General features: G+C 59.9%; 25 protein-coding genes and 3 tRNA genes. 18 read left to right on the top strand and 10 right to left on the bottom strand.

What is annotated here, in order from left to right; translation table 11 throughout:
* The first annotated feature begins 84 nt into the window (after positions 1-84).
* The 4 genes from INR99_RS10760 to INR99_RS10775 all read left to right on the top strand — a co-directional run bounded on the left by INR99_RS10760 (position 85) and on the right by INR99_RS10775 (position 2,389).
* A tRNA-Leu gene (locus tag INR99_RS10760) sits at positions 85-171 on the top strand.
* A 33-nt stretch (positions 172-204) separates the two neighbouring features.
* Positions 205-291: transfer RNA gene (locus INR99_RS10765), tRNA-Leu, on the top strand.
* 206 nt (positions 292-497) lie between these two features.
* A tRNA-Leu gene (locus INR99_RS10770) sits at positions 498-584 on the top strand.
* A 137-nt stretch (positions 585-721) separates the two neighbouring features.
* On the top strand, positions 722-2,389 hold the full coding sequence (locus tag INR99_RS10775; protein ID WP_194116348.1) for a response regulator: 1,668 nt from the start codon (positions 722-724) through the stop codon (positions 2,387-2,389).
* Between the two features lie 51 nt (positions 2,390-2,440).
* Here the strand turns inward: INR99_RS10775 and INR99_RS10780 are convergent, their stop codons facing one another.
* Complete coding sequence (locus INR99_RS10780) at positions 2,441-2,929, bottom strand: aminoacyl-tRNA deacylase (protein WP_194116349.1); 489 nt, start codon at positions 2,927-2,929, stop codon at positions 2,441-2,443.
* 89 nt (positions 2,930-3,018) lie between these two features.
* On the opposite strand from INR99_RS10780, the gene INR99_RS10785 reads away from it, so the two are divergent.
* Both INR99_RS10785 and INR99_RS10790 read left to right on the top strand, forming a co-directional pair.
* A complete protein-coding gene (locus tag INR99_RS10785; RefSeq protein WP_194116350.1) occupies positions 3,019-4,494 on the top strand; it encodes a protein adenylyltransferase SelO in 1,476 nt (491 codons plus the stop codon).
* A gap of 92 nt (positions 4,495-4,586) precedes the next feature.
* A complete protein-coding gene (locus INR99_RS10790) occupies positions 4,587-6,062 on the top strand; it encodes an inorganic phosphate transporter (RefSeq protein WP_194116351.1) in 1,476 nt (491 codons plus the stop codon).
* A gap of 173 nt (positions 6,063-6,235) precedes the next feature.
* Here INR99_RS10790 and INR99_RS10795 read toward each other — a convergent pair whose 3' ends face one another.
* The 4 genes from INR99_RS10795 to INR99_RS10810 form a co-directional block, all read right to left on the bottom strand.
* Entirely contained in the window at positions 6,236-7,561 is a 1,326-nt protein-coding gene (locus INR99_RS10795; RefSeq protein WP_194116352.1) for an ATP-binding protein, read from the bottom strand.
* Positions 7,561-8,238: a response regulator transcription factor gene (locus INR99_RS10800; protein ID WP_194116353.1), complete on the bottom strand. Its 678-nt coding sequence runs from the start codon at positions 8,236-8,238 to the stop codon at positions 7,561-7,563. Before INR99_RS10800 ends, INR99_RS10795 begins: the two co-directional genes overlap by 1 nt.
* A 6-nt stretch (positions 8,239-8,244) precedes the next feature.
* Positions 8,245-8,484: a PepSY domain-containing protein gene (locus INR99_RS10805; protein WP_194116354.1), complete on the bottom strand. Its 240-nt coding sequence runs from the start codon at positions 8,482-8,484 to the stop codon at positions 8,245-8,247.
* A gap of 202 nt (positions 8,485-8,686) precedes the next feature.
* Positions 8,687-9,460: a ferritin-like domain-containing protein gene (locus INR99_RS10810; RefSeq protein ID WP_194116355.1), complete on the bottom strand. Its 774-nt coding sequence runs from the start codon at positions 9,458-9,460 to the stop codon at positions 8,687-8,689.
* A 236-nt stretch (positions 9,461-9,696) separates the two neighbouring features.
* On the opposite strand from INR99_RS10810, the gene INR99_RS10815 reads away from it, so the two are divergent.
* A complete protein-coding gene (locus INR99_RS10815) occupies positions 9,697-9,981 on the top strand; it encodes a helix-turn-helix domain-containing protein (RefSeq protein ID WP_194116356.1) in 285 nt (94 codons plus the stop codon).
* 63 nt (positions 9,982-10,044) lie between these two features.
* On the opposite strand, the gene INR99_RS10820 is transcribed toward INR99_RS10815, so the two are convergent.
* Entirely contained in the window at positions 10,045-10,911 is an 867-nt protein-coding gene (locus tag INR99_RS10820; protein ID WP_194116357.1) for a radical SAM protein, read from the bottom strand.
* Positions 10,908-11,354, bottom strand: a complete 447-nt coding sequence (locus INR99_RS10825; protein ID WP_194116358.1) for a universal stress protein — start codon at positions 11,352-11,354, stop codon at positions 10,908-10,910. Before INR99_RS10825 ends, INR99_RS10820 begins: the two co-directional genes overlap by 4 nt.
* A 91-nt stretch (positions 11,355-11,445) precedes the next feature.
* Between INR99_RS10825 and INR99_RS10830 the strand changes: the two genes are divergently transcribed.
* The 6 genes from INR99_RS10830 to mltA all read left to right on the top strand — a co-directional run bounded on the left by INR99_RS10830 (position 11,446) and on the right by mltA (position 18,049).
* Positions 11,446-11,892, top strand: coding sequence for an acyl-CoA thioesterase (locus INR99_RS10830; RefSeq protein WP_194116359.1), 447 nt, complete (start codon positions 11,446-11,448; stop codon positions 11,890-11,892).
* Entirely contained in the window at positions 11,889-12,299 is a 411-nt protein-coding gene (locus INR99_RS10835) for a tellurite resistance TerB family protein (protein ID WP_194116360.1), read from the top strand. The genes INR99_RS10830 and INR99_RS10835 overlap by 4 nt, the downstream gene beginning before the upstream one ends.
* Positions 12,300-12,400: 101 nt before the next feature.
* Positions 12,401-14,194 (top strand): methyl-accepting chemotaxis protein, encoded by a 1,794-nt coding sequence (locus INR99_RS10840; protein ID WP_194116361.1) that lies wholly within the window; start codon positions 12,401-12,403, stop codon positions 14,192-14,194.
* Between the two features lie 116 nt (positions 14,195-14,310).
* Complete coding sequence (locus INR99_RS10845) at positions 14,311-16,587, top strand: NADP-dependent malic enzyme (RefSeq protein WP_194116362.1); 2,277 nt, start codon at positions 14,311-14,313, stop codon at positions 16,585-16,587.
* On the top strand, positions 16,584-16,850 hold the full coding sequence (locus INR99_RS10850; RefSeq protein WP_194116363.1) for a PhaM family polyhydroxyalkanoate granule multifunctional regulatory protein: 267 nt from the start codon (positions 16,584-16,586) through the stop codon (positions 16,848-16,850). Before INR99_RS10845 ends, INR99_RS10850 begins: the two co-directional genes overlap by 4 nt.
* An 8-nt stretch (positions 16,851-16,858) precedes the next feature.
* On the top strand, positions 16,859-18,049 hold the full coding sequence (mltA, locus tag INR99_RS10855) for a murein transglycosylase A (protein WP_228098208.1): 1,191 nt from the start codon (positions 16,859-16,861) through the stop codon (positions 18,047-18,049).
* Positions 18,050-18,062: 13 nt separating this feature from the next.
* Here the strand turns inward: mltA and INR99_RS10860 are convergent, their stop codons facing one another.
* Positions 18,063-18,365 (bottom strand): hypothetical protein, encoded by a 303-nt coding sequence (locus tag INR99_RS10860; RefSeq protein ID WP_194116364.1) that lies wholly within the window; start codon positions 18,363-18,365, stop codon positions 18,063-18,065.
* Positions 18,366-18,443: 78 nt separating this feature from the next.
* Complete coding sequence (locus INR99_RS10865; RefSeq protein WP_194116365.1) at positions 18,444-20,129, bottom strand: ABC1 kinase family protein; 1,686 nt, start codon at positions 20,127-20,129, stop codon at positions 18,444-18,446.
* A gap of 201 nt (positions 20,130-20,330) precedes the next feature.
* Here INR99_RS10865 and INR99_RS10870 point away from each other — a divergent pair, with 201 nt between their 5' ends.
* From INR99_RS10870 to INR99_RS10880, 3 genes are all read left to right on the top strand, one after another.
* Complete coding sequence (locus INR99_RS10870; RefSeq protein ID WP_194116366.1) at positions 20,331-21,269, top strand: C40 family peptidase; 939 nt, start codon at positions 20,331-20,333, stop codon at positions 21,267-21,269.
* A complete protein-coding gene (locus INR99_RS10875; RefSeq protein WP_194116367.1) occupies positions 21,266-22,309 on the top strand; it encodes a CapA family protein in 1,044 nt (347 codons plus the stop codon). The genes INR99_RS10870 and INR99_RS10875 overlap by 4 nt, the downstream gene beginning before the upstream one ends.
* A gap of 157 nt (positions 22,310-22,466) precedes the next feature.
* Positions 22,467-24,119: a phosphoethanolamine transferase gene (locus INR99_RS10880; RefSeq protein WP_194116368.1), complete on the top strand. Its 1,653-nt coding sequence runs from the start codon at positions 22,467-22,469 to the stop codon at positions 24,117-24,119.
* Between the two features lie 64 nt (positions 24,120-24,183).
* Here the strand turns inward: INR99_RS10880 and INR99_RS10885 are convergent, their stop codons facing one another.
* Complete coding sequence (locus INR99_RS10885) at positions 24,184-25,524, bottom strand: YdgA family protein (RefSeq protein ID WP_194116369.1); 1,341 nt, start codon at positions 25,522-25,524, stop codon at positions 24,184-24,186.
* A 197-nt stretch (positions 25,525-25,721) separates the two neighbouring features.
* On the opposite strand from INR99_RS10885, the gene INR99_RS10890 reads away from it, so the two are divergent.
* A complete protein-coding gene (locus INR99_RS10890) occupies positions 25,722-26,036 on the top strand; it encodes an ArsR/SmtB family transcription factor (RefSeq protein ID WP_194116370.1) in 315 nt (104 codons plus the stop codon).
* Positions 26,037-26,053: 17 nt separating this feature from the next.
* A complete protein-coding gene (locus tag INR99_RS10895; protein WP_194116371.1) occupies positions 26,054-26,542 on the top strand; it encodes an ArsI/CadI family heavy metal resistance metalloenzyme in 489 nt (162 codons plus the stop codon).
* The last annotated feature ends 13 nt before the right edge of the window (positions 26,543-26,555 follow it).

Raw genomic sequence — 26,555 nt, forward strand, 5'->3', positions numbered from 1 at the left:
CTTTTCTCAATAATTCGCGTCCTCTAAGCGATGCACTGCAAAACGCAACGCCGCAAGGCAGAGCGATTGTAGCTTAGTTGAAGAGCCCAGGTGGCGGAATTGGTAGACGCACTAGGTTCAGGTCCTAGCGCTCGCAAGGGCGTGGAAGTTCGAGTCTTCTCTTGGGCACCAAATTCTTCAACATAGTCTGCATTGCCTGGATATGCCCAGGTGGCGGAATTGGTAGACGCACTAGGTTCAGGTCCTAGCGCTCGCAAGGGCGTGGAAGTTCGAGTCTTCTCTTGGGCACCATATTCCGGAAAACCCCGATCTCAGGATCGGGGTTTTTTCATTTTAAGATACCCCAAACCGTACCCCTACCAAACCAAGTACCTGCATCCATCTTGGCGCTATACGTCAAGGAGTTAGGCAATTTCCACCAACAGGGCACTTGACGCCGCCCACCCGCGACAGTATAGTTCGGCTTCTTCGCTGCAGTGCGCAAGCAAAACAGCAAGGCCCAGGTGGCGGAATTGGTAGACGCACTAGGTTCAGGTCCTAGCGCTCGCAAGGGCGTGGAAGTTCGAGTCTTCTCTTGGGCACCAAATTTAAAAACCCCGATCGCATGATCGGGGTTTTTGCTTTTCAGCCTCCTCAAACCCCATCATCAGCCGATAAAAAGCTTGAGCTTTCGTCCAGATTGCCGATATTGCAAATACTGGTTTTTAGAATTGGCAGACGAATGGCAGATGATCTGACCCAGGCACGCGTACTGGTCGCCGATGACGCGCCGACGGTACGGCAATCGGTGCGCATGACGCTCGCGGGCTGTGGCATCAACCGCGTCGATGCGGCCAGCAGCATCGGTGAAACCCGCCGCCGCCTGCGCAATGGTCAATACGACGTCGTACTCTGCGATTACCACTTCGATGAAGGCATGAACGGCCAGGAGCTGCTCGAAGAACTCCGGCATTCTGGCGAGCTACCGCTGTACACCATCTGGATCATGATCACCGCCGAGGCAGCCTATGAGAAAGTGGTCGCCGTCGCGGAAATCGGTCCGGACGATTACCTGATCAAGCCCTTCACCAGCCAGCTGCTGAGCACTCGCCTGACCATCGCCTGGGCTCGCAAGCGCTTTCTGAAACCGATCTACGATCGGATCAATGAGGGCAATCTCAACGAAGCGATCAACGAATGCCTGCGCCTGCAAAAGGAAAGCAGCAGTTTTCGCAACGATCTGCTGCGCATCCTGACCAATCTGCTGCTCGAAGCCGGGCGACTGGATGAGGCCAAAAAACTGTTCGAAGACATCCTGACCCAGAAAGTCGTCCCCTGGGCCAAACTCGGGCTGGCAAAAACACTGAACCGCATGGGGCAGAAATCCAAGGCGGAATCAACCCTGCAAGCTGCCATCGTCGAGCACGCCCAGTATGTCGACGCCTATGAGGCGCTGGCCTCGATGTACATGGCGGAAGGTCGGCTCAATGAAGCCATGGCCATCTTTGACAAATGCCTCGCACTTACCCCGAATAATGTCAGCCGACTGCAGAAAGCCGGCAATCTCGCCAATATGCTGGGGGATTCCGGCAAGGCCAAACTGCTGCTCGGCCGTGCCGTCACCGTAGGCGGCAATTCCTGTGCACTCTCCGCGGAAACGGTACTGCAACTGGCACTGGCGGCGCGTCGCGAGCAATCGGGGGGTGACGCCGAAAAATACCTGCGGATGGCCCAGGACATCGTCCGCAAGGACAATACCCCAGCCAATCGCGCCATCGGCCACATTGCCAGCGCGCTCTACACCGGTAAAACCGACGAACTTGCCGCCGTTGCCACGCAGTTCGGGCTCCCCGACTTCACCCTGGAAATCGGGGTGAGCTTCATCATGGCCGCCGATCTGCTCTGTCCAGCCACCATCGAAGGCGAGCAAGCCAATCCGGCCAATCCGCCCTACTCCTGGCTTGCCGCGCTGGCGCGCCGCTTTGTCACCACGAAACAGATCTCCGGCATGCTGGAAAGCGCCGCCAACCAGCGCCCGGCCTGGCATGACTTCATCCAGGGAATCGGGCAGGAAATCGGCGAATTGAACAACCAGGGTGTAAAGCTGATGCTGAACAACCAGCTCGGCGAAGCGCTCAACCTGCTGATGCCAGCCGCGGAAACCACCCACAACACCCGCCTGATGCTGTCAGCAACCCATGCATCGCTTAAGTACCTGAAGGCCGGCATGGGTGAAGCCCCGGAACGCAAGCACCTGATGCATCGCGCAGACGAATTCATCACCCGTCTACAGGACAGCATCGAGGAAGGGGTTCGCCACACCCTGCGTCAGGATCTGGATGAGCTACTTGGGGGCGGCAGCGCCAAGCCATTGCGCGATAGCGCAAACCTGCCCAGGGCATCAGCCTGAAACCATCACCAGCACGGACCTCCAGGGATATACCCAGGAAAAGCACTGCGTCTATTCATGCGCATTGGCCACGTTCACGGCCTGCGCCCCCAGCACCCGCACCAGCACATCCGGCCGCATACTCACCAGAAACCCCCGCTTGCCGCCATTGATGTAGATCTGCGGCAAATCCAGCACCGTGGACTCCACATACACCGGCATAGCCCGCCTGACTCCGAACGGCGAGGTTCCACCAACCATGTAGCCAGAATGGCGCCCTGCCACCTCCGGCGAGCAAGGCACAATGGTTTTGACCCCGAGCAAGCGGGCCAGATTTTTGGTGGACACCTCGCAATCACCATGCATCAACACCAGGAGCGGCTGGCGGCGTTCGTCCTCCATCACCAGGGTTTTGATGACGGCATGCTCGTCCACCCCCAGCTCTCGCGAAGACACCGCAGTGCCACCCTTCTCTTCGTACTCATACAGATGCTGGCCAAACTCGACACCCGCCGCACGCAACACACGGACTGCCGCCGTGACCGGAAATTTCGCACTCATGATCATCCTGGCTGCAGCAGGGCAGCAAACGCGATAAAATACCCGAGTAATTTGATCAACAATACCCGCACCACCCGCAGGGATACCGCATGCCGCATCTGTTTCACCAGCTTCCGCACACCCCGCGCCTGAGCACACTGGGAGCCCCCTTTTGCCAGCCAGTTGCGGCTACGCCGGTCAAGGCACCACGATTGGCGGCATGGAACCGGGGGCTTGCCGCCGAGCTAGGACTCGTCCCCGATCAGGATCGCCTCCTCCCCGATCTGGCCGAATGGCTGTCCGGCAACCGCCAACTCCCGGCGCACCCCACATTGGCCACGGTCTATTCGGGCCATCAGTTTGGCGTGAATGTACCGCAACTCGGCGATGGCCGGGCATTGCTGATTGCCGAAACCACTGCCGCAGACGGCTCCGCCGTCGAAATCCAGCTCAAGGGCGCCGGCCCCACCCCCTATTCCCGGCGAGCAGACGGACGCGCGGTTCTTCGCTCCTCCATTCGCGAATACCTCTGCAGTGAAGCCATGCACGGCCTTGGCATCCCGACCACACGGGCGCTGGCGCTGGTCCACGCCCCGGACAACCCAGTCTGGCGGGAGCAGCGCGAAACGGCGGCCATCGTCACCCGCGTTGCCCCTTCGTTTCTACGCTTCGGGCATTTCGAATACTTTTACTACCGTGGCGAGCACGACGCCCTGCGTGCGCTTGCCGACTGGACCATCCGCGAACATTTTCCGGCCTGCCGGGATGCGCCGCCCCCCTATCGGGCACTGTTCGATGCGGTCATCCAGCGGACCGCCGAACTGATTGCGGCCTGGCAGGCAGTTGGCTTCTGCCATGGCGTCATGAATACGGACAATATGTCCCTGCTTGGGCTGACGCTCGATTACGGCCCCTTCGGTTTTCTGGATGGCTTCAATGCCGGACACATCTGCAACCATTCCGACGAAACCGGACGCTACGCCTACAACCGCCAGCCTCAGATTGCGCTGTGGAACCTTTATTGTCTGGGACAGGCCTTCATGCCACTGCTGGACAAAGATGCCATTCTGGCAGCTCTCGACACATTCCAGCCGAGCTTTGAAGCTGCCTTCGCCCGCCAACTGCAGCGTAAATTCGGCTGGCAGGACTGGCAGGAGCAGGACTGGGAAACCTTCAGCAGCCTGCTTGAGCTGATGCAGGCCGGACAGACCGACTGGACGCTATTCTGGCGCACGCTGAGCCACGCCGCGGATCAGGACTCACCACCTGCCAAGTTGCGCGACATGTTTGTCGACCGTACGGCATTCGATAACTGGTTTATGCAATTTTCCCGGCGCAGCCGAAATGGGACATGGGCGGCCTGCGAGCAAAAACTGACCATGCTGTCAACGAATCCGGCGTATGTTCTGCGCAACCATCTGGCCGAGCAGGCGATCCGCCTGGCTGAAGATCAGCTGGACTACCGGGAAATCCAGCGCCTTGCCGATTGTCTTGCCAATCCATTTACAGAACGGAGCGAAAATAGTGTCTATTTTCAGTCGCCACCTGACTGGGCAAAGACACTATCCGTCAGCTGCTCGTCGTGAGTTTGCGCTTAAACAGTAATATTGATTTTGTCGAATGAGCATGCCGGGAATCTGGGATAATCCGCGTCGTCATCATCCTGTCATTTTCCATCATGCTTGATCTGTTTAGCGGCCTGGGCACCGGGGTCGCCATCAGCCTGGCGCTGGCGCTGTTCTTCGTCCTGGCTTTCGAATTCATCAACGGTTTTCACGACACGGCCAACGCTGTCGCAACCGTCATCTACACCAAGGCCATGCCACCGCACTTGGCGGTCATTGCCTCCGGCATCTTCAATTTCTTCGGTGTACTGCTCGGTGGGCTGGGTGTCGCCTATGCGATCGTGCATCTGCTTCCGGTAGACCTGCTGCTTGACGTCGGCTCCGGCAGCGGACTGATCATGGTATTCGCGCTGCTGGCATCGGCCATCGTCTGGAATCTGGGCACCTGGTACTTCGGCCTGCCCGCCTCCAGTTCGCATACACTGATCGGATCGATTCTGGGCGTCGGCATCGCCCATGCCCTCATGAACGGCATCGACATCAGCAAGGGCGTGAACGTCAAAAAAGCCACCGACATCATGCTCTCGCTGCTGATTTCGCCGACGCTGGGCTTCCTGATCGCCGCCGGCCTGCTGCTGCTGCTGAAAAAGCTCTGGAGCACGTCGCGGATGCACATGACTCCCGAGGAACGCAAGAATACGGATGGCAAAAAACACCCGCCCTTCTGGACTCGCGTAATGCTGATTGCCTCCGCCATGGGGGTAAGCTTCGCGCATGGCTCGAATGACGGGCAGAAAGGCATCGGCCTGCTGATGCTGGTCCTGATCGGGGTCGCACCGGCCAAATTCGTCGTCGACCTGAACAGCACCACCTACCAGATCGAACGCACCCGTGATGCTGCGCGTCACATGAGCGACTTCTACATCAGCAACGAAGCCCGCCTGACCCAGCACATCAAGCTTGGCCACAGCAATGGCACGATCACCCTGCCGCCAATCTTCAAATGCGATGTCGAGCAGACCCTGCCCACGATCGATGCACTGGTCGGCAAACTGGACGGCATCAAGACTTACGAACAACTGAGCATGGATGACCGCCGCCAAGTACGCCGGATGATTCTCTGCCTGGATGATGCAGCCAAAAAGGTCAGCAAACTGCCCGAGCTGTCAGGCCATGAGAAATCCGATCTCGAAAAGCTGCGCAAGGATCTGAATGCCACAACCGAATACGCCCCCCAATGGGCAATTGTCGCCGTTGCCCTGGCTCTGGGTCTTGGCACCATGGTCGGCTGGAAACGCATCGTGCTGACCGTGGGCGAGAAAATCGGCAACAAGGGCATGACGTATTCGCAAGGGCTTTCGGCACAGATCACGGCAACCGCCGCAATCAGCATCGCCAGCTTTACCGGCATGCCCGTATCGACCACGCACGTCTTGTCCTCCGCAGTCGCGGGCACCATGGTCGCCAACAAGAGCGGGCTGCAAGGCGGCACTGTGCGCAGCATTCTGCTGGCCTGGGTGCTGACACTTCCCATCACCATCCTGCTCTCGGGCGGACTGTTCTGGCTCGGAGCCCAGTTCATCCATTAAGCAACGCAGCATCAGACCCTGCAAATAGAAACGCCGCGATCCCGTCGCGGCGTTTGCATTTCATCCACCCGGAACTGAGAATACATACGTATACAGCCCTAAGTCTTCATCGATAATATCTAAAAACATATACCCAATAACCTATCTTCATAGCGCGCCGGCTTTCAGGGCCATCACTGGTCCGGAATCTGCAGACTTACAGTGGCACCACCGCCAGTGCGATTTGCGACCGACAGCACACCGCCATAACTGCGCACGATATCCGCCACCACCGCCAGCCCGATTCCCTGCCCATCGACCGCCTCGTCCAGACGCACGCCACGCTGCTGCGCGGCCAGCGGATCGGCAAAGCCCGGTCCATCATCATTCACGGCCAGCCTTAGCGCATGCTCCGTATGGCTGGCAGACACCGTGATCCGCGCTTGCGCCCATTTTCCGGCATTATCGAGCAGATTCCCGGCGATTTCGTAGAGATCCCCTTCATCCAGGCGGGTCACCAGCTCCTGCGGACACTCCAGCTCGAACGTCAGCCCGCGGGCACCATGGACCTTGCGCATGGCTGCCAGCAAGCGCTCGAGCACCGGCGCCAGCTGAATCGGCTCAGCCAGCGCCTGTCTACCACGAGTGGCAGCTCTGCCCAGTTGGTGCGCCACGATCCGTTCCATGCGCTCCAGCTGCTCCTGCAGGCGCAGCCCGTAATCTGCCTCGTCGCGACATTGCCGCAGGACCGCCAGCGGTGTCTTCAGACTGTGTGCGAGATCGCCGAGCGCATCGCGATAACGCTGCTGACGCTCGCGCTCCTGATCAAGCAGCAGATTGAGACGGTCGGTCAGCGGCAACAATTCGTCGGGGTAGGTCCCGCTGATCCGCGCCAGCTGTCCGGCTTCGATCTGTTGCAGCTCCCCTTCGACCCGGCGCAAGGGCTGCAAGCCCCAGCGCAGCAAGCGCGCCTGCACCAGCAGCAACAACACCCCTGCCGCCCCGAGCCAGCTCCACAGCAAGGTGCGGAACTGGGCAAGCTGGGCCTGAAAGGCCTGCTCGTCCTCCTGCACCACAAACAGCAGTGACCGGGATTGTCCGCCGATTTTCCACTGCACACGGTAAGCCAGCCCCTGATACTGCCGATCCGCAGCACCTGCGCGCCAGCTTGCCCATTCGCCGGCACGGGGTTGTTGTGGCTCCGGCAAGCGACGCCCCAACTGTGAGGGCGAATGCCACACTTCCTGCCCGGAAGGATTGAAGATGCTGGCGTACAACCCGGATGCCGGTAGCGAGAACAGCGGCTCGGCCAGCGTTGCAGGCAGCTGCAGGCGACCGGACGCGTCCAGCTCGGTCGCCGCCATCAACAGATAGATTTCACTCTTGAGCCGCTCGCCACGGCTGGCGCTGAGGTGTTCGGCATAGCGCCCGTAGAAGGCGAAGCCGGCCAGCATAAAAAAGACCAGTACAGCCAGTGCGGTCCCCCAGAACAATCGGCGACTGATCGAATGGGGCCGCATCAGCAAGAACCGGCCACCAGCCGATAGCCTCGCCCGCGCAGTGTTTCGATCACCGGGCATTCTCCCAGCGGATCAAGCTTGCGCCGCAAGCGGGCAATCAGAACCTCGATCACGTTACTGTCACGGTCTTCGTCGTGGGGGTAGAGATAATCGGAGAGCTCCTGCTTGCTGACAACCCGTTCGCGCTGCTGCACCAGCAACTCCAGCAGACGATACTCGAATGCGGTCAATTCGACAGGCTGGCCAGCGTAGCTGACACGCTGGCGCGAGAAATCGATGGTGATCTGCCCCAGCTGCAGTTCCGTCGATGTTGCTTTGAGCGCACGGCGCAACAACGCCATCACGCGAGCCGCCAGTTCAGGGTATTCGAAAGGCTTGGTCAGGTAATCGTCGGCACCGGCTTCCAGCCCGGCCACCTTGTCCTGCCAGCTGCCACGCGCCGTGAGCACCAGAATCGGCATCGACTGCCCTGCTTGCCGCAGCTGGCGGATCACGCCAAGCCCATTGAGCCTGGGCAATCCCAGATCGACGATCAGCAGATCACAAGGGTACTCGCTGGCCTGATACAGCCCATCCTCGCCATCAGCCGCGACATCGACACGATAGCCATCGGCTTCAAGCCGTCTGGCCAGACTGTCGCGCAGTGCAGCCTCATCCTCGATCAGCAAAATGCGCATGGTGTTTTAGCGGACGCTGCCGGTCGCCTCATCAACAAACAGGGCCCGGACATCGCCCTTGCCGGTCACCACCTTGACGCGCCATACCGGCTTGTTGCCCTCGAGCACCTTGTCGACCGACAGAACACGGCCGCCACCGGCCTTGTTCAGCGCAATACTGGCAGCATCATCGCGACTGACGGCGGCCATGGCCACTGCGCTCAGCAGCACAAGCAGACTGCACAGCAGAAATTTGATGATTTTCATGACTTACTCCTTGGCGGCACATACCCCGGCAGCCACTTTAACGGCTGGCAGGCAACAAGCCTATAACAGGGATTACAGTCGCAATACTACAGGAAGATAGCTGAATTCCGCCTGAATGATTCGAACCCTTCGCCTGTAATACCTAACACCCTATAGCCTCAAGCCCTTTTTAAAACAATAACCCTCTAGCCATACCCTAGAGTCATAGCGAAAGACGGGAGAGTTCGAGCTCGGAAAATCCTGCAGCACGGCGTGCCTCTATATTGTACGGGCCACGCTGGCGTGGTGCCGCATAGTGCTCAGCCAGTTCCGCGTGAGCGGTTAGCGGATCCATGCCGCGCTGCTCGCAGCAATAGTGATACCAGCGATTGCCGGCCGCGACATGACCAATTTCGTCGCGCAGGATGATATCCAGAATCGCAGCGGCGGCTTTGTCGCCGGCCTGATTGAGCTTGTGCCGGATCGCGGGATTCACATCCAGCCCGCGCGCCTCCAGTGTTCTGGGCACCAGCGCGAGCCGCGCGAGCACATCGTCACGGGTTTTTTCGGCCATATCCCAGAGACCGCCATGCGCGGGGAAGTCACCGTAGGCAAAGCCATAGCTGGCGAGGTGCTCCTTGAGGAGACTGAAATGGTAGGCCTCTTCCTGGGCAATCCTGACCCAATCCCGGTAGAAGTCTTCCGGCAGGCCGGAAAATCGCCACGCGATATCCAGCGCCAAATCAACCGCATTGAGTTCAATATGCGCCAGTGCATGGATCAGCGCCGCACGCCCTTCCGGATGATGGGTACCCCGACTGGCAAGCTGGGCTGCGGGCACCAGCTCCGGACGGGCTTCCCGCCCCGGGACGATACGTGTGGGCACGAGCTCAGCCTGCGGGTCCACAGGCAGAGCAAGATCGATGGCGAGCGTCTGGCGCAATTTTTCGGCCAGACAGGATTGCTGGATGGCGGCAAGCGCTGCTTGTCTCAGCATGACATCTCCGCAGAAGAGGAAAACAGGAACATTCCGCCCGCCAGCCGGCTGCGGCAGCCGCATTGTAAACGCTTCGGGCGCGCCCGACCGGCGGAACGGCACAGCCAGTGTGAATATTCCCGGCGTGCAGGCGGGAATAGTGCCGCGAACGCATGGTCATATCCATCTAACATGGCGCCTACATCAGTTAAATCGTGCCATCCGCTATCCCGGACAGGCCGATCAGGAGAACCTTCATGACTACCAGCAAGAAACCGTTCGACCCCCGTTCCATCCGCAAAGCCCTGGGACTTAACCAGCAGGACTTCTGGAGCCGTATCGGCGTCACCCAGAGCGGCGGCTCACGCTATGAAAGCGGCCGCAACATGCCCAAACCCGTGCAGGAACTGCTGCGCGTTGTGCATGTTGAAGGCATTGATCTGGCCCAGATCCAGCGCAATGATCTGCAGATCATCAACCACCTGCGACTGAACAAGCCGGAGCTGTATGATCGCCTGCTGGAAGAAGCTTTGAGCGAGTAAGACCTGCCCCACAGCGGGCGGCAAGGCCGAAAGGGCATGCTGCCGGCAGCGTGGCTCATCGGCCTACACGCTGAGCCGCACGGGCAGACCCAGGCTCTCGATACGCCCGGCCAGTGCCTGCATCCATGCAGCCGGGGCCGGAGACAGCCTTGCCGCCTCGGCCTGCAGTGACGGCCTGGCAAGCCCATACAGCAGAACGCCCCGCAGCCTTAATCCTGCCGCCTGTTGCCCGGCAAGAAACGCCAGATACGCATCAATCTCTGCGTCATCCGGGAGGCGGCCATCCATTGCAAACATGCAGGTCTGCAGCCAGGTTGGACATTTCTTTGCTGCTGCGGCCAGACGTCTGGCAACGCCATCACACTGCAAAGCCACCTGATTGACCGCGCTGAAACCATCGGCTGGCGCGCGGTCCAGCTTGAACCAGACTTCCCCACCCAACTCCGCCAGCTGACCTAGTGCCTGTGTGATCTCGGCTCGGTGCATCAGACTGCCATTGGTGATCAGCACCAGCTTGATGTTGCCCTGCAGGCCGAATTGCTGCAGCACCCGGGCCACCAACTCCACCACGGCGGGAAACTGATGGCTGCTGGTTGGCTCGCCATTGCCCGAAAACGCAATGTCGTTAAGCCGCCGCGCACCTTCCGGCACACGCGTCTGCATGAAATCACCGTGCAGAATGTCATCCAGCATGGCCACCAGTTCATCATGCAATTGCACCAGATCCAGCTCCGGCGCCGAGCCGCGCTGCAGATCAGGCACCTGGCAATACACGCAGCGCCAATTGCACGCGTTGTTGGGATTGAGATTGATGCCGACTGATACGCCACCGGCACGGCGCGACACTACCGGGTAAACATAGGTAAAACCGGCGCTATCGCGCCGGTGATCGGTCACACTCAACACCGCCTGTTTGTCCTGTTCGCTCATGCCGGATTGCGCACCAGCAACACCGGCACCGGCGCCTGCCGCACCACGCCCTCCGCGACACTCCCCAGCAGCATGTGCGTCAGCCCACCATAACCGTGGGTTCCCATCACGATCAGATCGGCCTGCCAATCGCGGGCATCCGCAATCAAGGCATGGGCAAGGTTGCCGCCCCAGATTTCCAGCAGGTGGGTCTCCACCTCGATACCCGCAGCACGCACCTCTTGCGCCAGATCGTCCAGCAGTTGCCTGCCGCTTTGCTGCAGACTTTCCTGCAGACGCGGCACATCCATGAATTCGTTGGCGCTCCAGGCGAATTGCGCCATATCGACCACATGCACCAGCCTCAGGCAGGAATGCTGCTCATGGGCCACCTTCAGGGCTTCAGCCAGCGCATGCCGGCAGGTGCTACTCAGATCAACCGGCATGAATAGACGCTGATACATCCCTGCTCTCCATGGTTTAGGTGCTTACAAGTCTAGCAAAGCCATGCTCTTTCAGGTATCAATCGCTTCGTGATTTTTCCATCTCGCCATCATGCCACGCCTGAAACTTGACCTGCCCGAGCCCCTGCTGTTTCGCACCACCCTCGAAATCCGGGTCACCGACCTGAATTACGGTAATCATCTGGCCAACCATGCACTGCTAGGCTTGCTGCATGAAGCACGACTGCGCTGGCTGAAATCCTGCGGCTTTGCCAGCGAACTTGCGGTGGCGGGGTGTGGGCTGATCCAGAATGATGCCGCCCTCATTTTCCTGCGCGAATGTCATATTGGCGAGGTGCTTGAAATCGAACTTCGTCGCGGCGAGTGCACGCGCACCAGTTTTGATCTTTACTATCTGGTTACGACAGGGCAGGATAGACAGCACGTCGCGCAGGCCAAGACGCTGATGAGCTGTTTCGACTACCAGTCACGCCGCATCAAAGCCATTCCTGCCGAGCTAAAACAAGCACTAGAGAACACACAAGCGAGCGCAGCATGAAAAAGTACCCCTTCAACAGCCCGGAAGCGATGGCCCGCCTGCTGGTCATGCAGATGATCTGTGACGGCAATTTCGACCCGGAAGAAATCGACCGGATTGAACACCTGCACGTCTACGAAATGCTGGGCATCAGCCGCAAGGGGTTTATCCAGGTCCTGCAGGATTACTGCAACGACCTCTCCGACGAGGCCGATGAGGATGGACAGATCCACCTGATCGACAAGAACCGCATCGACGATCTGCTGGATACCGTCGACGAACCCCGCAAGCGCCTGCTGATCGCGGCGCTGGCACTGGATATCAGCAAAGCCGACAAGGTCATCCGCGAAGCCGAACTGCTGGTTTTCCGCCGCATGCTGGAGCGCTGGCACCTGACGCTCGAAGATCTGCAAGCCGCATTCAATTAAGCCCAGCTTCGCACCAGGCAGCCTATAGTGTTTCATTGGCTGCCTTTTTTGCGTCCCGATCACAAACATAAGCATTTAATGAATTTCATCTGGAGCCGGGTATGGGATGGTTTCTGGAACTGCACGCGAAACTGGAACGCGTCTTCTTTCCGACGCTGGCGCGAAAATACGCCTTCATCTTGCTGCTGGCACTGTTTCCCGCAGCACTGTATGGCCTGCTGCAGGCAAGCAGCACGACCATCCGCCAGCTCATCGGGCAGCACCCAGCGTTGCCTGCCGTCATGGCGGAAATTGACCGCCTGTCCAGCTGGGCTCTTTGCCTGACGGCGCTGTGTCTTGCCTTCGCCCTGATCCAGGTGCTGTACCTGCATTTCTGGATTACCCGTCCCGTGCAGCGCATCACGCACGTCTATACCGAAGCCGCCAGCGACGAGGGAGATCTGTCGCGCAACCTGCCAGTACTGACCTGTGACGAAATCGGTCAGCTGGCGCAGGCCTGTAATCTGTTCATGAGCAAGCAGCGGGAAATCATTGCCGGAGTACAAAGCATGACCATCGGCATCGCTCTGGATGCGGCCCGCTCAATGAAAAATGTGAAAGACTCCTCCAGTGCAACCCGGCAGCAGGATGAACTGGCGCGCAAAGTTGTCACCGCCAGCGAGGCAACCACGCGCGGCATCAACGAGGTCAGCGAACGCACCGGCAATATCTCATCGAGCACCAGCACCAATCTGGGGGTTGCGCATGACTCCTACAATGAACTGCAGGACGTGATGCATCGCATCCACGCCATCACCGGCAAGATTGCCACGTTCAACCAGACCGTCGACGGGCTCAACCAGCGCTCGGCCAGCATCAAGCACATCGTCGACCTGATCAAGGAAATCTCCGGGCAAACCAATTTGCTGGCACTCAATGCTGCCATCGAGGCTGCTCGTGCCGGTGAGGCCGGACGCGGCTTTGCCGTGGTTGCCGACGAGGTGCGCAAGCTGGCCGAAAAGGTGCGCGTGGCCACCGACGACATTTCCAGCAATATCGACGACATGCTGGAGCAGGTTGCCGAAACCCAGCAGGAGACCGAGCTGATTACCCGCGATGCCAACCTGACTCGCGATGTGGTCGAGAAAGCCTCCGGGCAATTTGCCCGCATGATGACGGACTTTGAAACCACGTCTGATGCGCTCGCTGACATAGCCCGGACACTGGAAGAGTTCAGCGAAGCCAATCGACTGGTTCATTCCAATGTTGCGGAAATTCACCAGCTCTCGCTGGCCGTAAATGAGTTGATGGGGCGTTCGGCCACTTCGGCCGATGATCTGTCGCTGGCAGCCGAATCTGTACAGGGTATCGTCGGCAAATACAAGGTGGGACAAGGCGAACTGGATGCTACCCTCACCCGTATGTCGGCGCTTCGTGATCGGGTCGCCCGCAAGATCAGCGAGCTGCACGAACGCGGCGTAAACGTCTTTGACCAGCAATATCAGCCGATTGCCAATACCAAACCGCAGAAATATCTCGTCAGCTATGCCGAGCACTTTGTCCGCGAATTGCAGCCGATTTATGACGAAGTGGCCAAAACCTGCACCGGCGGCAAGTTCTCGCTGGCCGTTGACGTCAATGGCTACGGAGCGACCCACAACAGCTGGTATTCGAAACCTCTGACAGGCGATGCCGCACAGGATCTGGTCAACAGCCGAGATCGCCGCCTCTTCAACGACCCGGCAGGGCTGCGGGCGGCCCGGAACACCCAGCCCTTCCTGCTGCAGACCTATGCGCGCGACACCGGCGAAATCATGACCGAGATCGACATGCCCATCCATGTCGCCGGACGGCACTGGGGCAATCTGCGACTGGGCTTTGATGCCAGCGAATTCCTGCATAAATCGAAACCCTGAGACCAGACACGCCAGCATTGCTGGCGTTTTTTTGGCGCCGCCGTTGCTGCAGTGCAAAATAATCTACACTGACATACACGCCTTTGCTTCCCGCCCGACAAAAACAGGGAGATACCATGGACGAGAAACTGCGCGAAAAAGCGCTCGAATACCATCGCCTTCCCCGCCCCGGCAAAATCCAGGTTGTCCCGACCAAGGGTCTATCCAGCCAACGCGACCTGGCACTGGCCTACTCGCCCGGTGTAGCCGCAGCCTGCGACGCCATCGTGGCCGACCCCAACGAAGCCAGGAATCTGACCGCGCGCGGCAATCTGGTCGCAGTGGTCACCAACGGCACGGCAGTGCTTGGCCTGGGCGATATCGGCCCGCTGGCAGGCAAGCCGGTCATGGAAGGCAAAGGGGTTCTGTTCAAGAAATTTGCCGGAATTGACGTTTTCGACATTGAAATCGAAGAGAAAGACCCCGACAAACTGGTCGAGATCATCGCCTCGCTGGAACCCACCTTCGGCGGCATCAATCTGGAAGACATCAAGGCCCCGGAGTGCTTCTACGTCGAGCAGAAACTGCGCGAGCGCATGCAGATTCCGGTGTTCCACGATGACCAGCACGGCACGGCTATCATCGTCGGTGCCGCCGTCATCAATGCCCTGAAACTCATCGGCAAGAAAATCGAAGCAGTAAAGCTGGTAGCATCCGGCGCCGGCGCGGCAGCGATTGCCTGCCTCGACCTGCTGGTCTCGCTGGGCATCCGTCGCGAGAACGTGATGGTGTGCGATTCCAAGGGGGTCATCCATACCGGCCGCGAAAACCTGGATGTCACCAAACAGCGCTATGCCCGCGAAACCGAACTGCGCAGCCTGCGTGATGCCATCGCCGGCGCCGACATTTTCCTCGGGCTATCGGGCAAGGGACTCGTTGATGGCGACATGGTGAAAAGCATGGCCAACAGGCCACTGATCATGGCACTGGCCAACCCGGATCCCGAGATCACCCCGCCAGACGCCCGCGCGGCACGCAGTGATGCCATTGTCTGTACCGGCCGTTCGGATTATCCGAATCAGGTCAACAATGTGCTGTGTTTCCCGTATATGTTCCGTGGCGCACTCGACGTCGGTGCGACGACAATCACCGAATCAATGAAGCATGCCGCCGTGCATGCCATTGCCGAACTGGCACATGCCGAGCTCTCTGATGTGGTTGCTGACGCCTATTCGGGACAGAACCTCACCTTCGGCCCCGATTACCTGATTCCCAAGCCCTTCGATCCGCGCCTGATCCTGAAAATCGCTCCGGCGGTCGCCCGCGCCGCCATGGATGCTGGCGTTGCGACTCGCCCGATCGAAAATTTCCACATTTATGTCGAAGAACTGACTCAGTTTGTCTACAAGACCAATTTCTTCATGCGCCCGGTTTTCCAGGCCGCTCGTCGCGCCAACAAGCGTGTGGTGTTCTGCGAAGGCGAAGATGAGCGCGTACTGCATGCTGCACAGGAAATCGTCGATCTGGGTCTGTGCTTCCCCATTCTGATCGGCCGTCCCAGCGTCATGCAGCGCCGCATCGACAAGCTCGGTCTGCGCCTGCGGCTGGATGTCGATGTCGAGGTCTGCAACAACGAATCCGACCCGCGTTTTCGCGAATACTGGACGCTGTATCACGGCATCATGGCACGCCGTGGAGTCAGCGAAGATCTGGCTCGCGCCGAAGTCCGCCGCAAGACCACACTGATTGGTGCGCTGATGGTCAAACGCGGCGAAGCCGATGCCATGATTTGCGGCACCTATGGCCAGTACCAGCGCCATCACTGGTATGTACAGAATGTCGTCGGCCTGCGGGACGGGGTCAAAACCACGGCTGCCATGAACGCACTGGTGCTGCACACCGGCAATATCTTCATCACCGACACCTATGTGAATCAGGATCCGAATGCCGAGCAGCTCGCGGCAATCACGCGGCTGGCCGCCGAGACCATCCGCAAATTCGGCATCCAGCCCAAGATCGCACTGCTGTCGCATTCGAGTTTTGGCAGCGTCGACAGCCCGTCGGCACGCAAGATGCAGGAGACGCTAGCCATCCTGCGCGAGCAGGCGCCACAGCTCGAGGTCGACGGGGAAATGCACGGCGATGCGGCCCTGTCGGCGGCAATCCGGCAGCAGGTTTTCCCCGGTTCAACCCTGAAGGGCGAAGCCAATCTGCTGGTCATGCCGAATCTGGATGCTGCCAATATTTCCTTCAACCTGCTTAAAATGACGTGTGCCGACGGTGTCACCATCGGCCCCATCCTATTGGGGCTGGCGGCACCGGTGCACATCCTCACGCCCACCGCCTCGGTGCGGCGCATCGTCAACATGGCAGCACTGGCTGCCGTCGATGCTGTCAAGGAATCCCATCAATGAGCGAATTCAATCCCCAGGACCCTTTCGGCCTGCTCAACCAATTCAGCCAGTTCATGAAGCCCGGTAGCGGGAACCCCTTCATGCCGCCATTGTCGGAAGAGGAAATCGACCGCAAGATCCTCGAATGCCGTACCATCGAACAGTGGCTCACCATGCAGGTGGGCATGCTGCAGATGACGGTCAAGACGCTGGAACTGCAAAAAGCCGGTCTGGCCGCGTTCAAGCAGGGGCTGGAACCGAAGAACGACACCGACCCAGGCTAAACTCCGCAATGCGTTTTCTGATGTTACCTGCGGCCGCCCTTGCGGCCGCTCTGCTTTCCGCCTGCCAGAGCCCTGCCCCCTCCGCTGGCGCCCCCGGCACAACGGCCTCGCCCCCCGCCACGGAACCCGCAGCCAGCACCGCCAGCGAAGCGCCCCGCTACCGACCCGTTGCGCTGGAGAGCATCCCGGCCTGGACGAGCAGCGACCTGGCCAGCGGCTTTGCAGCCTGGCGCAAGGGTTGTCCGCGGCTGGTTCAGCGCCAGCCCGTCTGGCAGGAAAGCTGCAAGGCGGCGCAAAGCGTAGCCGATGATGCCGATAGCATCCGCCGTTTCCTGCTGCAATACCTGGCAGCCTATCAGCTCGAAAGCAGCACTGGTGAACGCTCAGGGCTGATTACGGGCTATTTCGAGCCAATCTACCCTGGCAGTCGCAGCAAGACGGCCAGAGCGGCCGTGCCCGTTTATGGCATTCCGGACGACCTGATCAGCGTCTCGCTCGATGGCCTCTATCCGGAGCTCAAGGGTAAACGCCTGCGCGGCCAGCTCAAGGGACGCCAGCTGCTGCCGTATGCCGACAGCGCCAGCATCCGCAAGCAGGGACTGGGGGCGCCAGTGCTGGCCTGGCTGGAAAATCCGCTGGATCTGCAATTCCTGCAGGTTCAGGGCTCGGGACGGGTCAGACTGGCCGACGGCAGTGAACTGCGGCTGGGCTACGCCGACCAGAACGGCCACCCCTATGCGCCGGTCGGGCGCTGGCTGATCCGCAATCAGGAAGTGCCGGCCAGCGAAATGAGCATGCAGCGCATCCGCCAATGGGCCAAGGCCAATCCGGCGCGCGTGGGCGAATTGCTCGACAGCAATCCGAGTTATGTATTCTTCCGCACGCTTCCCGCCAGCAACGACGGTCCGCCCGGCTCACTGGCCGTACCGCTGACCGCGGGGTACAGCATCGCCGTTGACCCGAACGCCATTGCTCTTGGCAGCCCGGTGTTTCTGGCAACGACTCGACCGGATAATGGCGCCCCCATCCAGCGGCTGGTTGCCGCACAGGATACGGGCGGTGCCATCCGCGGCGCGGTCCGTGCCGACTTTTTCTGGGGTAGCGGCGATCAGGCTGGCGAACTGGCAGGAGAGATGAAGCAAGCCGGCCAGCTGTGGCTGCTATGGCCCAAAACGGCAGCGCTGCCGAACGTCCGCTAAAGCACTTGGCTGGCTAAAACAGCGCCAGCCAGAACAGCACGGCACCGAGCGCCGGCAGGACCAGTCCGATGATCAAGGCCCAGATGACCAGACGGAACCAGGCCGGTCGCTCCTCGGTTGTGCTGTCCGCAAGCGGCTCGGCGAAATGCACGCCGCAATGCAGGCAACGCTCAGACGCCAGCGGTATTGCAGCGCCGCAGCGCGGACACGGTACAGTTCGTATCGGGATGGCAGCTGGCTGGCGCGACGCGCGCAGGGATCGCCACCAGCGCTGCAGGCGATTCGGCCGCCTGGGAAAGGGAATCACCTTGCCCATGCAGCCCCCCCATGGGTATGCAGCCAAAGCCATTGATTCACAGAGCGATCATGCGCATAGCTGCACATGTATATAAATCTAGCGCTCATTCTTGCTCGATGCCCAGATCGCCAGCACTAGCCAGACCGCATTGAAAAAGGCCAGGAGAAAGCCGATCAGACCCAGGAAGTGCATGCCGAACAGGGTCGGCCCGCCCTTGATGGTCAGCACAATCGACGAACCAATGATCAGCGCAGCGGTGACGATACCCATGGTGAGCCGGTTGGCACTGCGGTTGATCTGTGCGCCGAACTGATCCAGGCGCTTCAGATCCAGATCGACCCTGAACTGGCCCCGCCGTGCCTGCTTGATCAGCTTGCCCACATCACGCGGCAGCCCGGCAATGATGTGGAATGCCTCCAGCGCACCATCCCGCCCCTTTTTCAGCAGGTTTTTCGGGTTGTAGCGCTCCAGCAGCACCTGTTTCACAAACGGCGTAAGGTGCGGCACCATCTGGAATTGCGGGTCCAGTTGCCGACCCAGCCCCTCCAGGGTGATCAGCGCCTTGAACAGCAGCGTCAGATCCGGTGGCAGGCTCAGTTCATGCTCGCGGGAAATCTGCGTGACATCGGCCAGCATGGTGCCGAAATGGATGTCCTTGAGCGGCAGGTTTTCGTAGTTGAAGAGAAAATCGGCAATATCGGCGCCCAGCTTTTCTTCGTCGATCACCACATCACCAGCCCACTCCATCAGCACCTCGCGGATACCGTGCTCGTCGCGCTGGGCAAGCGCCGCCAGCAAATCGACAATCTGGTCGCGTCGCGGGTGCGGCAGGCGGCCGACCATGCCGAAATCCAGAAAGGCAATGCGGTTGTGTTCCAGATATTTCACATTGCCAGGATGCGGATCGGCATGGAAATACCCGTCGATCAGTACCATTTTCAGCACCGCATCGGCACCACGAGCAGCCAGCACCCTGCGATCGAGGCCTGCGGCGGTCGCGGTTTCCAGATCATTGCCGGCAAAACCGCCAATGAAAGTCTGGACATTGAGACGGTCAGAGGTGAAATCCCAGTGGATTTTCGGGATCTCGATTTCCTGGCTATCGGCAAAATTGCGGGCGAAGCGCTCCATATTGCGCGCCTCGCTGGAGAGATTCAGCTCCCGGCGCAGCGATTTGGCGAATTCGTCAGCGATCTTGGTCGGCTGATAGCGGCGCACATCCGGGAATTCGAATTCCATCAGCACGGCAATCTGGCGCAGGATGCGCAAGTCGGCTTCGATGCGCGGGACAATGCCAGGCCGACGTACCTTGAGCACCACTTCTTCGCCACTAAGCAGGCGAGCCCGGTGCACCTGGGCAATCGAGGCCGAGCCGATCGGCTCCGGATCAAGATCCGCAAACACCTCGTGCGGGTCGCGCCCGAGGATGGCCTGCAACTCCAGCAGTATTTCGGCAAATGGCGTTGCCGGTACATTGTTCTGCAGTTGCTCGAATTCGGCTATCCATTCCGGCGGAAACACATCGGCGCGCGTAGCCAGCACCTGGCCGAACTTGATGAAGGTCGGCCCCAGTTCCTCCAGCGCACGCCGCACGCGCACGGCCGGATCAAGCTGCTCGATCTCGTGGTTGCCTGGCAGATGCAGCAAATCTCCCGCGCGCTCGATGCCCTTGTTCAGCCCCAGCCGTTGAACCAGGTTGCCCAGCCCGTGTCTGACCAGCACGGCAATGATCTCCCGCACGCGCGGCAGATCGCGCATGACGGTAAAGGTTTCCTTCAGCATGACAACGGCTTCCCGAATTTCATTCTGTTTACGCAGACTTTGCGCCAGACATTCTAACAGCAGCAGAGCCGCGCAAAGCGGCTGGCGCATTCCGCAACACGGCAAGCGTCTGCTTCACGCTGCAAGCGACTGAGCGCAGCGGCTTTTTTACGCCGACAGCAGGCTTTACAGCAACCGGACACACCCGTACAGTTCCAGCCCATGAAATTGACCCATACTCTTCTGGCAAGCTGCCTGCTGCTGCTCGGTGCCGCAGCCCGGGCAGACAATACCAACACACAGGACAGTGCGGCGGCCGGCCGCGGCGACGCCTGGTTTGCCGAGCCCACCCCGGCAGCGGCCTCCGGAGAAGGCCGTAACCAGGATGGCGCGGCCAAATCCCGCAAGCCAAGCCCACGCAGCACCCCGGCCCCGCAAGCGGATTACGCTCCGGCGCAGGACCTGCTGCTCTCGGCGATGGGCCTGATCGGCGTGAAATACAAATGGGGCGGCAATTCGCCGGAAACCGGCCTGGATTGCAGCGGCTTTGTCCGCTACGTGTTTACCAAATCGATGAACATCACCCTGCCACGCACCGCCTTTGAAATGGCACAGCGCGGGCAATCCATCGACAAGAGCGAGCTCAAACCCGGCGATCTGGTGTTCTTCAATACGCTGGGACGCACCTTCTCGCACGTGGGCATTTATCTGGGTGACAACCGCTTCATCCATTCGCCCCGCGCCGGGCGCTCGGTCGAAATTGTCGACATGAACCAGCGCTACTGGCAGCAACGCTGGAACGGCGCCCGCCGGATTGCCGATGGTGCCGGTGACAGCGTGAATATCAATAGTCTGCTGGCCTCCAGCAAGAACGAGCGCAGTGCGGCTGCCACGACCGCGCCAGCCAGCGAACGCAGCGCCAGCAGTAGCCGTCAGTGCCGCAAGGTGACCACCGGCAAGGGCAGCCGCAAGAAAACCACCACGGTCTGCAGCCGAGCGAGCAGCGAGAGCAGCAAGCCTGCGGCGACGAAGGCCAAGGGCAAATCAAGCGGCAAGGCCAAGCCAACAAGTAGCAAGAAACCCGCCTCCAGCAAATCGACCAAGCCGGCACAGAAGAAAACCGCCACCAAGCCGAAATCTGCCAGCGACAAGAAAAAGTGATTCTTACCGACCTCACCGCTACGCTGCTGCTGGTCGCTACCCTGCTGGCCAGCAATGGCGCACAGGCCGATCAGCACAGCATCACGCTGACTGCCGCCGGCGACATCATGACCGGCTCCATCTACCCGACCCCGCTGCTGCCGGCACGCTGCAGCGAGCTGTTCGCCGGCATGCGTGCCAGCCTCGGGCGGGCGGATGTCACATTCGGCAATCTCGAAGGCGCGATCACGACCAATCTGAGCGACAGCAAGCCGTGCAACAGCAACTGCTTCTTTTTCGCCATGCCGCCGGAAACCCCGCAATGCCTGCTTGAGGCCGGCTTCAACGTGGTCTCGGTAGCCAACAATCATGCCGGCGATTTTGGCGTGGCTGGCCGGCGCGATACCGCCCGCTATCTGCGCGAAGCAAAGCTGGCCTACTCCGGCCAGGACGATTGCCAGCCAGCCATACTGGAACGCAAGGGGCTCAGAATCGGGGTGCTCGCCTTCTCGCCCAGTCCGGGCACCTGCCCGATGAATGATCATGCGCGCGCCGGGGAGCTGATCCACGCTCTGGCCGCACAAACCGACATTACCGTGGTCTCGATGCACGCCGGCGCGGAAGGCATGTCGGCCATGAAGCTGCCAGAAGGACGCGAGTTCTTTTTCGGCCAGGATCGGGGCGATGTGCGGGCTTTTGCCAAACTGGCCGTCGATGCCGGCGCCGATCTGGTGCTGGGCCACGGCCCGCATGTGCCGCGCGCACTGCAGCTCTACAAGGGCCGCCTGATCGCCTACAGCCTGGGCAACTTTGCCACCTGGCAGCGTTTCAACCTCAAGGAGGCCAACGGTGTATCACCGCTGCTGAATGTTGAACTCGACCGGCAGGGCCGGCTGCTTTCGGGCCAGATCATCAGTGCATTCCAGACCAAACAGAGCGGCCCGCAACCGGACCCCGAACAGCAGGCCGCCAAACTAGTCCAGCAACTTACCCAGCGCGACGTTCCCGGCCACGGTCTGCAGTTCGGCAACAACGGGCACTTCGCACCGGCACTGCAATAACAGCAAGATCGGTCGTACCTATATGGCAGGAGCCCATTAACATCAATGGGTGAGCGGCAATACATGCCAACGTATCTCTAACGTAAGGCTCACGGGTTAATTCCGGCTTAAGTCACCGGATTTACATTGCAATCTGTGTCCTTGCGAGTTCTGCTGCATGCCTGCTTTCATCACCTCCGTCCTGCGTCGCCCGCTGCCCAGCTGGCAGTTCAGCCTGCTGTTTGCACTGTTTGTTGCCACCCTGCTCAATACCGCTTTCTATCAGGCCACCTGGCAGGCAGTCCACGGCAGCACCGGCTTCAAAGTCCTTTTCGTCAGCCTCAGCGGCCTGCTGCTGCTGGGTTTTTTCAATTTGCTCGCCACCTTGCTGCTGTGGCCGCGTATCGGCAAACCCGTGCTGATTGCCCTGTTGCTGCTTGGCGCTGGCGTGGCCTATTTCATGAATACCTACGGGGTCATGATCGACCGCAACATGGTGCGCAATGTCTTTCAGACGGATGTCCGCGAAACCCGCGAGTTGCTGAGCCTGCGTCTGGGTCTGTATCTCTTGCTGCTGGGGGCACTGCCAGCCTGGCTGATTGCGCGCAGCGAGATCCACTTTCCACGCCTGCCCAGACTACTGGGCCAGAAACTGCTGGTGCTGCTCGTTACCGTTGCCGTTTCGGCCGCCATCATTCTGAGCAGCTATCAGGGCGTGGCATCCTTCGTGCGCAACCACAAGGAAATCCGCTACCTGATCAATCCGGCCAATGCGATCTACGCGACCAGTCGCTATCTCGCCGGTGAAAAAATCAAAAAAGATGTCGTCGCGGCGCCCTATGGACGCGATGTCAAACCCGGGCCGGCGCTGGCTGGCGCACATGCGAAAAAGGCCTTGCTGGTGCTGGTTGTCGGCGAAACGGCACGCGCCGAGAGTTTTAGCCTGAACGGTTACGCGCGAGACACCAACCCCGAATTGCGCGCGCTGAATGTCGTCAACTTCAGCAATGCCAGCTCCTGCGGCACCGAAACCGCAGTCTCGGTACCGTGCATGTTTTCAGGCTACCGGCGTGATGACTTTGATGTCAGCCGTGCCGACGAACGCGAAAACCTGATCGATATCCTGCATAACGCCGGCCTGCGGGTCATCTGGCTGGACAACAATGCCGGCAGCAAAGGGGTCGCCAAGCGGGTAGGCGAAGAAAGCCTGCCACCAGGCGACGCCAGTCGCGCCCATTGCCGTGCCGACGAATGCTATGACATGGCATTGCTGGATGGGCTGCCACAACGCCTGGCCAATAATCCGCAGAATACCGTCGTCGTGCTGCACCAGAAGGGCAATCATGGTCCGGCCTACTATCTGCGAGTCCCGCCCGAATTCGAAACCTTCAAGCCAGTCTGCCGATCCAATCAGCTGCAGGATTGCCCGCGCGAGCAGATCGTCAACGCCTACGACAACGCCATCCGCTACACCGACCATTTCCTGGCCAGCACCATCCGCATGCTGCAGGGGCTGGAAGGGCAGTACGACAGCGCCTTCTGGTACATGTCCGACCATGGCGAATCCACCGGCGAAAAGGGGCTCTACCTGCACGCCACGCCCTACCTGATTGCCCCGTCACAGCAGACGCACATTCCGATGGTAGCCTGGGTCTCTGCGGGCTTCGAGCAGCGCTTCGGCGTGAGCAGCAGCTGCCTGCGCCAGGGCAGCGCCGATGCGGCATCACACGACAACCTCTTTCACACGGCGCTGGGCATGCTGGATCTGCGCACCAGCGCCTATGACTCCGGACTGGATCGTTTCCGCAGCTGCACCCGCCGCGCCAACTGACAGGTGCACACTGGCAACCAAAAAGCCCGCTTGCGCGGGCTTTTTGGTTGCTGCAGCGCCGTGATTACAGGCCCATCAGCATGCTCGGATCAAACGGCTGACCGTTCAGCAGCATCTGGCCGTTCTTGAGCTCGAAGTCGGACTTGATCAGTTTGCTGTCCAGCACGACGAAGCCTTGTGCCGCAGCCTGGTTCAGCCCTTCGCTGACCATGGCCTGGGTCATTTCCACTTCCTCGGCCGGACGGACGTCGCGAATCAGACGGTTAACCAGTTCGCTGGGCACCTGCAGCTTCACGCTGGCATCCAGCTTCGGCAGCACCGAATCAATACCGTGCAGATCAGCTTCGGTCAGGCCCTTGCTGGCCACCTTCAGATTCAGGCTCGACTCGCCCTCCGGCGTTTTCAGCGCGATTTTCTGGGTGTAGCTCGGATCCTTCTTCAGGATGGCCATGACGGCTTCCTGCAGAACCTGCATGTCCTTCATCGGGTCATAGTGACACTGCAGCAGGTTATCGATGGAATTGTCATTGATCTTCTTCACGGCAGCGGCATCAATGCGAGCGAGCTCATAGTCGATACCGATATCACCGATGGCCTTGCCGTTATAGCTCAGTCCTGCCAGCGTACCCTTGGCCGAGCCCTTCATCAGCCCGCCTTCCACGCTGGAATCCGAGCTCAGCTCGAGCTTGCCGGTTTTCAGCACCATCGGCACGCCATCGTTCTGCCCCTTGAGTTCCATGCCCGCGAGCACCATGCTGCCCTTGCCGGCATACAGGCCTTCCGCGGATTTCTTGGTGGCGGCGGTATAAGTCACTTCGCCCAGGCTCAGCGCTTCACCCGAGCCGGCACTGAAACTCAGCCCGCTCATTTTCAGATTGAAATCGGCAAAGCTCAGTTGCTGATCGGATTTGACAGTAGCGCTAATCCCCTTCCAGTCCAGCTTGCCCTGGGCATCCTCATGCACAAAAGCCGGGCTGCTGATTTCAGTCTGGTAGCTGCCATCCAGCGACACACGGGTAACGATGCTCAGCGGCTCCTGGCCCTTGAACACCTTGGCCAGTTCGGCACGGGTTTTCTCGTCCAGAATGATCTCGGTCTTGACGGTCGGTGCAAAGGGATTGTGGCTGATGGTGTTTTTCAGTGTCAGCGTTCCCTCGGTTCCGGCAAACGGGCTGCCTTCCAGACCTTCAGCACAACCAATACGGTACGTAACCAGCTCAACCGAGCTGAACAGTCCTTTGTCGAACTGGCGCTTTTCCTGCTTGATGATCTTGTACTTGCCCAGTGCAGCTGCGTTGCTGTCCAGCGCCCCGTCAATTTTCTGGCCTACATACCAGGTTGCACCTACATAACCACCTGCAGCCAGCAGCGCCACTGCCACCCCACCTACCAGAACCTTGTTCATTAGCTTTCCTTGTTGAACATGAACCGAAATTTAAAGAAGCGGTTTTATATCAGATTCCTTAGTCAGCACGTAATTATTTGTATGAACGGTGTGAACTGGCTTACTCGATGCCCCGGCAACAGCAATCGTTCAGACTTTTTCACCGGGCGTCCTCAGGCGACTTGCATCGCCCCCTTTATTTCCATAATATTGGAAATATGGAAACCAAAGCTGCCACCACCCTGCTCGCCGCACTGGCGCAGGAAACCCGCCTGACCATCTACCGCCTGCTGGTTGCTGCCGGCCCGTCCGGCCTGCCCGCCGGGCAGATTGCCGAACAGCTGCAACTGGCCGCGGCAACTGCATCCTTCCACCTGAAGGAACTCAGCCAGGCCGGCCTGCTGGCTGCGCGCCAGGAAGGCCGCTTCATCTTCTACTCGGCCAACTATGCGCAGATGAATGCGCTACTGGCCTTTCTCACCGAAAACTGCTGCGGCGGCACGCCCTGCGGCAGCGACGTACCCTGCTGCTAGCCCATCCGGAGATCACCATGAAACGCTTCCACGTGCATATTGCCGTCGACAACCTCGAGCAGAGCATCGCCTTCTACAGCGCCCTGTTCGGCTGTACGCCCACGGTGGCGCACCCGGACTACGCCAAGTGGCAAATCGACGATCCGCGGATCAATTTCGCCATTTCCGCGCGCGGCGCGGCGGTTGGTGTCGATCACCTCGGAATTCAGGTCGACAGCGATGCCGAACTCGCCGAGCTGCACACGCGCCTGCAACAGACTGCCAGCGAGATCGTCAGCCAGGAAGGCACCGCCTGCTGCTACGCCGAATCCGACAAGCACTGGGTACGTGACCCTTCCGGCATTGCCTGGGAGGCGTATCACACGCTGGCAACAGTACCGACGTTTAATCGCGGGGAAGCCAGCGCCAGCAACTCGGCCTGCTGCGTCCCGCAGCCCACCGCCGAAAAAACGCGCATCAAACTGGCTGATATCGGGGTATGCACCCCGGGATCAGGCTGCTGCTAAGTTTCAAGACCAT

This window comes from Chitinilyticum piscinae (assembly GCF_015223195.1).
In the GTDB taxonomy this organism is placed as follows: Bacteria; Pseudomonadota; Gammaproteobacteria; order Burkholderiales; family Chitinibacteraceae; genus Chitinilyticum; species Chitinilyticum piscinae.